Below are 11042 nucleotides of genomic sequence, written 5' to 3' on the forward strand. Positions count from 1 at the left end.
CTTTTCCCCGCTACGCAAGCGAATCCACTCGATGTCCGACGAACTCGCCGATGCGGTCCAGTGCCCGGGGGAGCGAGGTGCGGCCGAGGCCGAGGCGGAACCGGTTGTCCGCCATGTCGAAAACGCTGTCCGGCAGGAGGAGCACGCTCCGCTCGCGGGCCAGGTCGCGCACGAAGTCCTCGACGGGGACCGGCAGCAGCAGCCGCGGGAAGGCGAGCATGCCGGCGCGGGGCGGTTCCCACGCGAAGGCGGCACTGTGCTGCCCGAAGAACGAGTCCGCGTGCGCGAGGTTCTCGCGGATGATCCGCCTGCTGCGGGCGACCAGGTGGTCGCGGGCCCGCAGCGCGATGAGGGACAGGATTTCCGACGGCGCGGAGGCGCACACCGTCGTGTAGTCCTTGACGGCCCGGGTGGCCGCCAGCAGGGCCTGGTTGCGGGTGGCCAGCCAGCCGATCCGCAGGCCCGCCAGGCCGTAGGCCTTCGACATCACGCCCACGCTGACGGCGCGCTCGTCCAGGTCGCACGCCGCCGGGAGCGTCGCACCGGGGTCGAACTCCAGATGGCGGTACACCTCGTCGGAAACGACGACGGCACCGGCTTCGGCGCAAAGGGCGAGCAGGGCCTCGAACTCCGCGCGGGCCGGCAGCGCGCCCGTCGGGTTGTGCGGGAAGTTGACGAACACCGCGCGGGTGGCCGGCCGCAGCGCGCGGCGGACGGCGTCGAGGTCGAGGTGCCAGCCCCGGCCGGGGTCCAGCGGCACCGGCGTGACCGAGGCGCCGAGTGCGGGCGCGATGCGGTGCACGGACTCGAAGGCGGGCGCGACGACGACCGCGTGGTCGCCCGGGCCCAGGAGGGCGTTCGTGAGGAGGAACAACGCCTCGGCCGCGCCGCCGCCGCAGACCGTGACGCCGCCGGGACCGGTTTCGGTGTATTCACCCGCGATCGCCTCCCGCAGCAACGGGTGCCCGGTGGTTTCGGTGTAGCCGAGTTCGAGTCCTTCCCACAGGGCAAGGGATTCGGCGTCGGCGAGGTCGAGCAGCTCGCGCAGGGTACAGCCGTCGACGTCCGAGGCGCAGGCCACGTAGTCGACGTCGAACTCGTGCTGCCCGAAGAAGTTCTCGATCTTGGAGCGGTCGGGGATCACCGGGTGCCTGCCTCCTCGCGGACCGCCGAAGCCGGCTCGGCGCGGTCGTCTTCGGGGGCCCGCAGGGCCCGGTGGTCGGTTTTCCCGCTGCTGGTGGTCGGAATCGCCGTCACGCGGTGGATGCGCGTGGGCACCATGTAGGCCGGCAGCCGGCCGGCCAGCCGGCGGCGCAGGTCGAGGACGTCGCAGTGCGGATCGGCGACGAAGGCCGCGAGGTGCGTGCCCACGACGTCGTGCGTGTCCAGCCGGACCGCCACGCGGCCGTGGCCGGCCAGCTCGGCGAGGACGCACTCCACTTCGTCCAGTTCCACCCGGTTGCCGCGGATCTTCACCTGGCGGTCCAGGCGACCGGCGTGGACCAGCAGGCCGTCGGCCCGGCGCCGGACCACGTCACCGGTGGCGTAGCGCGATCCCCGGTCGAGGAAGCGTTCGGCCGTGAGGTCCGGCCGGCCCAGGTAGCCCAGGGCGACGCCCGGCCCGCCGATGACCAGTTCGCCGGATTCGCCGTGCTCGCCCGGCAGTGGCCGCAGTTCCAGCACGGCCCCGTTGACCGCGGTCCCGATCGGCAGGTCGGCTTCGGGGTCGTCGGGCGGCAGCGGCAGGCACGCGTGCGCGGTCGCGTAGATCGTGGTTTCGGTGGGGCCGTACAGGTTCCACACCTGCTCGACGTGCGCGACCCGGGCGACGAGCGAGCGGCGCAAGCGCTCTCCGGCGAGCAGCAGGACGGTGTCCGGCGGCAGGTCAAGGCCGTTGCGGAGGAGGTGTTCCAGTACGGTCGGCGTGGTCTGCAGGAAGGTGCGTGTTTTCAGCAGTGTTCCCAGTTCGTTCGCCAGTATCTGCAGTTCGGTGGCGACGACCAGCTTCCCGCCGGTCGACCAGGGCGCGAAGATCTCGAAGACCGACACGTCGAAGGCGAACGAGGACAAGGCGACGAACACCGAGTCCCGGGTCATGCCGATCAGCGGGACGACGGAGGCGACCAGCCCGGCCGCGGCCGCGGACCGGACCTCGACGCCCTTGGGCGCACCGGTCGAGCCGGAGGTGAAGATGACGTAGGCGGCGCCGGGCCACGGGCGGGGACGCGGGGCATCCGGCGTGGCGCTGCGGGCCCCGAGCAGTTCCGGCGTGGTGAGGTCGACGCACGGGACGCCGTCCGGCGTGCCGGCCTCGGTGTCCACCGCCAGCACCGCCCTGACCTGCGCATCTTTCAGTACGGTGGCCCGCCGCGGCGCGGGCCAGCCGGGGTCGACCGGGACGTAGGTGGCCCCGCTCCACAGGACGGCCAGGATCGCCACCGGCCCACCGGCCCGCCTGCTCGCCAGCACCCCGACCCGATCGCCGGGCGCGACACCCAGTGCCCCGAGCCGCCGGGCCAGCGCCGACGCCGCGGCGACGACCTCGGCGTAGGTCCACACCCCGCCGCTGTCCTGGACGGCGACGCGTTCGGGCGCTTCGCGGGCGCGCTCCAGCACCATAGTCGCGAGTGGGTCGGGGCTCGGGAGCCCGGTGGTGGCGTGGTCGTGCTCGCCGTCCGGCACTGAGGGCTCCTTCCGCGGCGCATCGAGTGGGTGCGCCTGTGACCTGCGGCCGGCAGCTGGGCGGGCTGTGCGGTGATCTCGGCGATTCCGGCTTTTGTCGCGGGCTTCGGTCGTCCCGGGCTGGTCGGGGCTCGGGAGCCCGGTGGTGGCGTGGTCGTGCTCGCCGTCCGGCACTGAGGTCTCCTTTCCGCGACGCCTCGAGCGGATGCGCCGGCGACCTCGGCGAGCGCACCGCCGGCGCGGTCGACGATTCCGGCTTTTCCCGCCTAGTCCCGCAGGAAAACCGCTATTCGGACATTTCGCCGGGCGTGGCGAATTCCTTTGCTATCAGTGGTTTTCGACGGCGGGGGATTGCCGCGAATTCCAGTGCGCGGTGAACTTCGCAATCGTCGGGTGTTCCAGCAGCGTGCGGACATCGGTCTTGATGGCCAGCTTCTGGTCCAGCAGCCGGGCGAGGTCCATGAGCAGCAGCGAATGGCCGCCGAGGTCGAAGAAGTCCGTGTCGACGTCCGCTTCGGGGATCCCCAGCAATTCCGCCCAGATCCGGGAGATCTCCTGCTCGCGCACCAGCACCGTTGGTGCCCCCCAACGTGTTCCCCAGTTGATCATTCCGTTTCAGCGTACGCGTGATCCGCCGCGTGACGCAAGGCACTCGATCGGCGCAATCGCACTCTCGTGTGGTAGCACCGGAAATCGGCCGGATCGATCTCTTCCCCTCGGCCGTGGGGGTCGGTTACGCTGCGATCAGATTGGCCTGGTTGCGCAGCGTCACTGCCCACGCCGATCAACTGGGAGCCGGCGGAATACGCCTGGGAGGTAGTGCTTGTGGAACCCGATTCGGAAACGGACTCGGTTGCGACCAGCGTGAAACAGGTCATCATCTCGGTGCTCGACCTGCCGATGGACGTGGCCGAACTCGGCGACGACCTTTCGCTGTATTCGAACTCGATCGGCCTGGATTCCCTGACGCTGCTGCACATAATCACCAAGCTCGAAGAGCGGATCCCCTGCAAAATCGACGACCAGGCGATGATGTTCGCGCAGCTGGTCGACGTCGGCAGCCTGGTGCGGCTGGTGAGCACGCACGTCGACGCCGGGACGGCCGCGCGGGGGGCGGAAAAGTGACCGTACAGCCCGAAACGAGCACCGAAGCGGACCCGGAACTCCGGCCCGGGGAGGTGCCTTCACACTGGTACAACGTCATCGCCGACCTGGTCGGGTACGTGCCGGAGGAGCGTGCGCCCGCCCGGCAGCACAGCGGCCCGGCCCTGCGCCCGCAGCTCCCGCTGTCGATCTACCGGCAGAGCGTCAGCCGCGAGCCGTTCGTGGCGATCCCGGCCGAAGTGCGCGCCCAGTACGAAAGGTGGCGGCCGACGCCGCTGATCCGCGCTCGGGGGCTCGAACAGCAGCTGCGCACCCCGGCGCGCATCTACTACAAGTACGAGGGCGCCAGCCTTTCGGGCAGCCACAAGCTCAACACGGCGGTGGCGCAGGCCTACTACTACAAGCAAGCCGGCGTCGAGGAGCTCGTCACCGCGACCGGCGCGGGCCAATGGGGCACGGCCCTTTCCATGGCCTGCACCATGTTCGGTCTCAAGTGCACCGCGTTCATGGTGCGGTGCAGCCACGACCAGAAGCCCCAGCGCCGCCGGCTCGTCGAGCTCAACGGCGGCCGGGTGATCCCCAGTCCCAGCACGGCCACCAAGGCGGGCGCGGCGATCCTCGCCGCCGATCCCGACTGCCCGGGCAGCCTGTCGATCGCGAGTTCCGAAGCCCACGAGTACGCGACGGAGTCCGAGAACGCCCGCTATTGCGCGGGCAGCGGGGACAACCACGTGCTGCTCCACCAGACCGTGATCGGCCAGGAGGCGCTGGCGCAGCTGCGGGACGTCGGCGACCACCCGGACGTGGTCGTCGGCGCCCTGGGCGCGGGCAGCAACTTCGCCGGGATCGCGATGCCGTTCTTCCGCCACTCGAAGCTCACCGGGCGCGCGACGGAACTGGTCGCGGTCGAGCCGAAGGCGTGTCCCAAGCTGACGCGCGGCATCTACACGTGGGACCACCACGACGCGCTGGGCAACACCCCGATGTCCAAAATGTACACTCTCGGCCACACGTTCGTCCCGTCCGCCATCCACGCCGGCGGCCTGCGCTACCACGGCGCGGCCCCGGTGGTGAGCTGGATGTACCACGAGCGGCTGATCTCCGCTGTCGCGTATGGACAGAAGTCGGTCTTCGACGCGGCCGCCGAGTTCGTCCGCGCGGAGCAGGTGATCCCCGCGCCGGAGTCGGCGCACGCGATCCGGTACGTGATCGACCGCGCCGTCGAGGCGCGCGAGACCGGCACGCCGGAGACGATCCTGTTCAACCTCAGCGGGCACGGCCTGCTGGACCTGAGCGCCTACGAGCAGTGGGCGGACGGGCTGCTCGACGACGACCCGGCCGCGGAGGCCGACATCGTCCGGGCGCAGGCCGAACTGTCCGCGCGAGCGGTGGAGCGGTGACGTCCGCGCTGAGCGTCGCCCGTGGCGAGCCGGCGCCGGCCGTGGAGCACGTCCTGCACCGGTACGAGCACTGGGTGGCCGGGACTCCCGAGGCCCGCTGCGTGGTGGACGGACCGCGGTCGTGGAGCTATGCCGAACTCGACGGCTTGGCGCGCCGGATCGAAGGCGTGCTCTCCGCCGGGTTGCGGCCCGGCGACACCGTCGCGGTCTGCCTCGACCGGTCCGCCACGCTCGTCGCGATCGCCGTCGCCGTGGCGCGGCTCGGCGCGGTGTACCTGCCCCTCGGGCCACGCGTGGGCGCCGGACGCCTCGACGACCTGCTCGGCCGGGTGCGCACCGCCGTCGTCATCGGCCCGCCGGAGCTCGTCGCGGGCCGAGGCCGCGCACGGCGGCTGGAGGTGCCAGCCGACGGCGCCAACGCCGTGGCCGAAGTGACCGCGGCCTTCCTCGACCCGCCGCCCGGCGCGGTGGCGGCTCCGGCCGGGACGTTCTACAGCGTGCTCACGTCGGGTTCCTCGGGAACGCCGAAGGCCGTGGCCGTGGGCGGTGCGGCGCTCGCCAACGCCGTGAGCTACTACAACGAGACCGCGGACGTGGTCCCCGGTGACCTGCTGAGCCTGCTCGTCGCCGCGCAGTTCGACCCGCACATCTCGGAGCTGTGGTGCGGGCTGAGCTCCGGCGCGGCGCTCGCGGTCGCCCCGGACGAGGTCCGGTACGACCCGGAAGCGCTCATGCGGTGGCTGCGGCAGGCGGAGGTCGAGGTGGCCCACGTCGCCACCCCGGTCGCCGAGCGGGTGCTGTCCCGGCCGTGGCCGCCGGGTCTGCGGTTGCGCTGCCTGTACATCGGCGGGGAACGCCTGCGCCGGCGGCCGTCGCCGGAGGTCACCGCGAAGGTCTGCAACGTCTACGGGCCGGCGGAGGCGATCATCACCACCGGAGCCGTCATCGAACCCAGGGCCGACGGCAGCGCTCCGCCCATCGGCAGGCCGGTTCCCGGCGTGGACGTGTGCGTCGTCGGCCAGGACGGCCGGTTGGTGGCCCGCGGCGAGGCGGGCGAGCTCCTCATCGGCGGCGCGTGCCTGTCGGAGGGCTACCTCGACGAGGAACTGACCCGCGAACGGTTCGTCGCCGGGCCGGCGGGTTCGGGGCTCGGGCGGGTCTACCGCAGCGGCGACAAGGTCCGCATGCGCACCGACGACGTCCTGGAGTACCTGGGGCGCCTCGACTCCCAGGTCAAGATCAGCGGCGTCCGGATCGAGCCCGCCGAGGTCGAGGCCGTGCTCGAAAAGGATCCCGGGGTGAACCGCGCGGTCGTGGTGGTCCGGGAGCACGCCGGCGGGGCGCCGACCCTCGCCGCGTTCGTCCGGGCTTCGGGCAGCCGGCTGGACGTCGACGCTCTGCTGGCCGCGGCGCGGTCGCACCTGCCGGAGCAGGCGATCCCGGGTGAGGTGCACCTGGTCGCCAAGTTTCCCTTGAACGCCAACGGAAAAGTCGACACCGCCGCGCTGTTCGCCGGTGCCGAGGCGGCCGAGCCGGCGGAGGCGCCGGCCGGGATCGCCGAGCGGCTCGCGGCGATCTGGCGGGAACTCCTCGACGTCGACGAGGTCGACAGCGGCTCCAACCTGTTCGAGCTGGGCGGGAACAGCATGGACGCGTTCAAGCTGGCCACCCTCGTCAAGGAGACCTTCGGGGTGCACATCCCGATGAAATCCGTCATGACGCTGAGAACGCTGGGGCGCCTGGCGGCGGCGATCGACGCGGAGCAGGCGGCCGCCCGCCTGCCGGCTTCCGGGGAGCACCACGGGACCTGGTAGCGGACAACGAGTTCGGAAACGGCGCGGCTGCGCGTGGACACTGGGGAGTCCGACAGCGGATGACGGAGACGACAGGCACGAGTACCCGGGTGGACGGCATCCACCTGGCGGGAATCGGCACGTTCGTGCCGGACGCGGTGAGCGTCCGGTCGGCCGCGCGGCGCGGGCTCGTGGACGAGGAGACCTCGGCCCGGTCCGGCATCAGCGGCGTCGCGGTCGCCGGTGACCTGCCGGCGACGGAGATGGCCGTGCGGGCGGGCGCGGAGGCGATCAAGAACAGCGGCCTCGCCGGTGCCGACATCCGCCTGCTGCTCTACGCGGGCGTCTGGCACCAGGGCCCGGACGGCTGGGGCCCGCAGTACTTCGTGCAGCGGGAACTGCTGGGCGACGACGTGCTCGCGGTCGAGGTCCGGCAGGGCTGCAACGGGTTCTTCACCGCGCTGGAGCTCGCGGTGCCGTACCTGGCGGCCGCGCCGGAGGGCACGGCCGCGCTGATCGTGGCGAGCGACAACTTCGGCACCCCGCTGATCGACCGGTGGCAGCTCGGCGACGGCCTGGCCTACCTCGGCGACGGTGCGAGCGCGGTCACCGTCAGCCGCGCCCCGGGCCCGGTGCAGCTGCGGTCGCTCTGCTCGGCGAGCTATTCCGAAATGGAGGGTGCGCACCGGTCCGGGCTGCCGTTGTTCCCGCCCGGTGTCACGGTCGGCACCTCGGTCGACTTCCGGTCGCGCGCCGAGAGCTTCCGCGACGCGGCGATCTCCGGTGGCTGGTGGATGCGCTTCCTCGCGGGTCACAACGCACGCATCACGCAGTGCGCGAACCGCGCGCTCGAGGAAGCGGGCGTGGCGCGCGCGGACGTCAAGTACGTGCTGACCCACGGAATGCCGCGCCAGTCGGCCATCTCGTACCTGCGGTTGCTCGGCTTCCCCTTCGAACGGTCCACTTGGGACTTCGCCCGCACGATCGGGCACCTCGGTGCCAGCGACCACTTCGTCGCGCTGCACCACCTGCTGACCGAGGGGGCGCTCGGCGCGGGCGATCACGTGCTGCTGAGCGGGTATTCCCCCGGGCTGACCTACAAGTCGGCGGTGCTGCGGATCACCGCCGACGCGCCGGCGACGGCGTGAGGGGGTGACGCGGTGCACTTCGAGCTCACCGGCGAGCAGCGGGACCTCGTCGCCAGGCTGCGGGACAGCGGCCCCCTGCTGTCCACTCCGGACCGGGAGGCCGGCGGCCGGAGCGCGTGGGAGACGGCGGCGAAGCTGGGCGTGACCGGGCTGTGCCTGCCGGAAGAACACGGTGGCGGCGGCCTGGGCGCGCTCGACACCGCCTTGTCCTTCGAAGCGCTGGCTCAGGGAGGGGCGGATCCCGGTCTGCTGTTCGGACTGGCCGCGCACCTGCTGGCCTGCGGCATCGTGCTCGCCGAGCACGCACACGGCGACGTGCGGGCCGACCTGGTCGCCGGGCTGTGCAGCGGCGCGGTGGTCGCCGGCAACGCGATGACCGAGGCGCAGGCCGGCTCGGACACCAGCCGGATCGCCACCACCGCCGTGGCGGACGGCGACTCGTACCTGATCGACGGCACGAAGTCCTTCGTGAGCAACGCCGGTCTCGCGGACGTCTACGTGACGTACGCGATGACGACCCCCGGTGGAGGGCACCTCGGCATGTCGGCGTTCGCGGTACCCGCGAACCTGCCCGGCGTCCGGGTCGCGGAGCCGCTGGAGAAGCTGGGCCTCACGGGGTGCGCGGCCGCCGTCGTCGAGTTCACCGGCTGCCGGGTTCCCCGCGACCACCTGCTCGGCGCGGAGAACGCGGGCAGCGGCGTGTTCGCGAAGTCGATGGTCTGGGAACGGGCGTGCCTGCCGGCGATCTTCGTCGGGGTCATGGACCACCAGTTGCGACGCTGCGTCGACCACGTGCGCGGCCGGCGGCAGTTCGGCCGGCGGCTCGGCGACTTCCAGGCGGTGTCGCACCGCATCGCCGTGATGAAACAGCGGCTGGAGAGCAGCCGGCTGCTGATGTACCGCGCCTGCTGGCTCATCGACCGGGACGACCCGGGTGCCGGAGCCGCCGCGGCGCTCGCGAAGGCCGCCGTGGCGGAGGCGGCCGTCGACAACGGTGTGGACGCGGTGAAGGTCTTCGGCGCCCGCGGCTACCTGGCCGCGGACGGTATCGGGCAGCAGCTGCTGGACGCCCTGCCGTTGCACATCTTCTCGGGCACCACCGACATCCAGCGCGAGCTCGTCGTGAAGGGCCTCGGGATCTGACATGACCGACAACCTGCAGGACCTGCTGGTGGCCGCCGCCGCGCGGTGGCCCGACGCCGTGGCGGTCAAGACGCCGGAGGAGAAGGTGACGTACGGCGAGCTCGACCGGCGAGCCGATCTCTTCGCGGGCGCGCTGAGCGCCGCCGGCGTGCGTCGCGGCGACCGGGTGGTGCTCTGGAGGCCGAAGTCCGCGGACGTGATCGCGGTGATGCAGGCCGCCCTGCGGATCGGAGCCGCGTACGTCCCGGTCGATCCGCTCGCGCCCCCGGACCGCGTCCGCCGGATCGTCGACGACGCCGGGGCCCGGGTGCTGTGCGCGCCGCGTGCGGTCGCGGCCGGTGAACCGGCGTTCCACGGCGTGGCGTGCGTCGACCTGGATTCGCGGTCGGTGGGCGCCCCGACTCCGCCGGCGCCGGTGCGCTCGGCCTCCGGAGACCTCGCGTACCTGCTCTACACGTCAGGTTCGCGCGGTGTCCCCAAGGGCGTGTGCATCAGCCACGGCAACGCGCTGGCGTTCATCAGGTGGTTCGCCGGGGAGCTCCGGGCGGATCGGCAGGATGTCTTCGCCAACCACGCGCCGTTCTCGTTCGACCTGTCCGTATTGGACATCTACGTGGCGATGGCGGCCGGCGCGACCGTCGCCATCGTGCCGCCCGACGCGGCGTACACGCCGAAGCGCCTGGTCGACTTCCTCCACCAGGAGAACATCACCGTCTGGTACTCCGTGCCGTCCGTGCTCATGCTGATGCAGGGCGACGGCGAGCTGGCGAGCGGGCCGGCCCCGAAAGCCCTGCGGGCCGTGCTGTTCGCCGGCGAGCCGTTCCCCATCGCGTACGTGCGCGAACTGGCCGGGTGGACCACGGCTCGGCTGCTCAACCTGTACGGCCCGACCGAGACGAACGTGTGCACCTACCGGCAGGTCCGGGCGGCGGACCTGGAGCGCGAGGTGCCCGTGCCGATCGGCGAGGCGTGCTGCGGCAACCGCGTCTGGGCCCGGCGTCCGGACGGGACGGTGGCCCGCCCCGGCGAGGAGGGCGAGCTGGTGGTCGACGGGCCGACCGTCTTCCAGGGTTATTGGGGCCGGGCGAAGCAAGAAGGCCCGTACGCCACCGGCGATCGCGTCCGCGTGTGCGATGACGGCTCCTTCGACTACCTCGGCCGCGGCGACGACGTCGTGAAGATCCGCGGCAACCGCATCGACCTCGGGGACGTCGCCACCGCGCTGCACAGCCACCCCGGCGTGGCGGACGTCGCCGTGGTCGCGGTGGGAGACGGGCTGGAGCGGCGGCTCGTGGCGTTCGTCGTCCGGCGCCCGGAGACGGCCTTCGGCCAGATTTCCCTGCGGCGCCACCTGGCCGGCCGCGTTCCGCCGTACCTGATCCCGCAGGACCTCCGGTTCGTGCCGGAGCTGCCGCGGACCGCCCGAGGAAAGATCGCCACCGGCACGCTGCGAGCGCGGGCCGCCGAGAAGGAAGGCACCCATGGATACGCCCCGTGAGCCCGACCAGGTCGCGACCCGGCTGCTGTCCTTCATCCGCACCAGTTTCCTGGCGGGCGACCCCGAAGGCGAGCTGGGCGTCGACACGCCGCTGCTGGAGTTCGGCATCCTGAATTCGCTCAACACCGCCGAGATGATCGCCTTCATCCACGAGGAGTTCGGCGTCAGCCTGGCGTTCGACGAAGTCACCGCCACCACGTTCAAGACCGTCGCGAGTCTGAGTTCCCTGGTGAGCGCGCGGACGACGGTGGACTCGACGCGCCGGTGACGGGGG

The 11042-nt window shown here is 72.0% G+C and carries 10 protein-coding genes; 7 read left to right on the forward strand and 3 right to left on the reverse strand.

Annotated elements, in window-relative coordinates:
- Nucleotides 1–10: 10 nt before the first annotated feature.
- The 3 genes from AB0J40_RS34505 to AB0J40_RS34515 all read right to left on the reverse strand — a co-directional run bounded on the left by AB0J40_RS34505 (nucleotide 11) and on the right by AB0J40_RS34515 (nucleotide 3291).
- On the reverse strand, nucleotides 11–1144 hold the full coding sequence (locus AB0J40_RS34505; RefSeq protein ID WP_364461662.1) for an aminotransferase class I/II-fold pyridoxal phosphate-dependent enzyme: 1134 nt from the start codon (nucleotides 1142–1144) through the stop codon (nucleotides 11–13).
- Nucleotides 1141–2682, reverse strand: a complete 1542-nt coding sequence (locus AB0J40_RS34510; protein ID WP_364461664.1) for an amino acid adenylation domain-containing protein — start codon at nucleotides 2680–2682, stop codon at nucleotides 1141–1143. The genes AB0J40_RS34505 and AB0J40_RS34510 overlap by 4 nt, the downstream gene beginning before the upstream one ends.
- A 327-nt stretch (nucleotides 2683–3009) precedes the next feature.
- Nucleotides 3010–3291 (reverse strand): acyl carrier protein, encoded by a 282-nt coding sequence (locus AB0J40_RS34515; RefSeq protein ID WP_364461667.1) that lies wholly within the window; start codon nucleotides 3289–3291, stop codon nucleotides 3010–3012.
- A 255-nt stretch (nucleotides 3292–3546) separates the two neighbouring features.
- On the opposite strand from AB0J40_RS34515, the gene AB0J40_RS34520 reads away from it, so the two are divergent.
- The 7 genes from AB0J40_RS34520 to AB0J40_RS34550 are packed head-to-tail and all read left to right on the forward strand — an operon-like array spanning nucleotide 3547 to nucleotide 11036.
- Nucleotides 3547–3807: an acyl carrier protein gene (locus AB0J40_RS34520; RefSeq protein WP_364461670.1), complete on the forward strand. Its 261-nt coding sequence runs from the start codon at nucleotides 3547–3549 to the stop codon at nucleotides 3805–3807.
- Complete coding sequence (locus tag AB0J40_RS34525; protein WP_364461672.1) at nucleotides 3804–5186, forward strand: TrpB-like pyridoxal phosphate-dependent enzyme; 1383 nt, start codon at nucleotides 3804–3806, stop codon at nucleotides 5184–5186. Before AB0J40_RS34520 ends, AB0J40_RS34525 begins: the two co-directional genes overlap by 4 nt.
- Entirely contained in the window at nucleotides 5183–7000 is a 1818-nt protein-coding gene (locus tag AB0J40_RS34530; protein WP_364461675.1) for a non-ribosomal peptide synthetase, read from the forward strand. Before AB0J40_RS34525 ends, AB0J40_RS34530 begins: the two co-directional genes overlap by 4 nt.
- Nucleotides 7001–7059: 59 nt before the next feature.
- The gene (locus AB0J40_RS34535) at nucleotides 7060–8127 is read left to right on the forward strand and encodes a ketoacyl-ACP synthase III family protein (protein ID WP_364461678.1); all 1068 of its coding nucleotides are present in this window, start codon (nucleotides 7060–7062) and stop codon (nucleotides 8125–8127) included.
- Between the two features lie 12 nt (nucleotides 8128–8139).
- Nucleotides 8140–9270 carry an acyl-CoA dehydrogenase family protein gene (locus AB0J40_RS34540; protein WP_364461681.1) on the forward strand — a complete coding sequence of 377 codons (1131 nt, stop codon included), beginning with the start codon at nucleotides 8140–8142 and terminating at the stop codon, nucleotides 9268–9270.
- Between the two features lies 1 nt (nucleotide 9271).
- Nucleotides 9272–10768 carry an amino acid adenylation domain-containing protein gene (locus AB0J40_RS34545; RefSeq protein ID WP_364461684.1) on the forward strand — a complete coding sequence of 499 codons (1497 nt, stop codon included), beginning with the start codon at nucleotides 9272–9274 and terminating at the stop codon, nucleotides 10766–10768.
- A complete protein-coding gene (locus AB0J40_RS34550) occupies nucleotides 10752–11036 on the forward strand; it encodes an acyl carrier protein (protein WP_364461686.1) in 285 nt (94 codons plus the stop codon). Before AB0J40_RS34545 ends, AB0J40_RS34550 begins: the two co-directional genes overlap by 17 nt.
- Nucleotides 11037–11042 lie beyond the last annotated feature (6 nt).

Origin of the sequence: Amycolatopsis sp. NPDC049691 (assembly GCF_040675005.1) — a bacterium.
In the GTDB taxonomy this organism is placed as follows: domain Bacteria; phylum Actinomycetota; class Actinomycetes; order Mycobacteriales; family Pseudonocardiaceae; genus Amycolatopsis.

Excerpts from the sequence above, each read along its gene's own strand:
- AB0J40_RS34535 (WP_364461678.1), top strand. The coding sequence starts at position 7,060 with ATGACGGAGACGACAGGCACGAGTACCCGGGTGGACGGCATCCACCTG.
- AB0J40_RS34515 (WP_364461667.1), bottom strand. The coding sequence starts at position 3,291 with ATGATCAACTGGGGAACACGTTGGGGGGCACCAACGGTGCTGGTGCGC.
- AB0J40_RS34545 (WP_364461684.1), top strand. The coding sequence starts at position 9,272 with ATGACCGACAACCTGCAGGACCTGCTGGTGGCCGCCGCCGCGCGGTGG.
- AB0J40_RS34550 (WP_364461686.1), top strand. The coding sequence starts at position 10,752 with ATGGATACGCCCCGTGAGCCCGACCAGGTCGCGACCCGGCTGCTGTCC.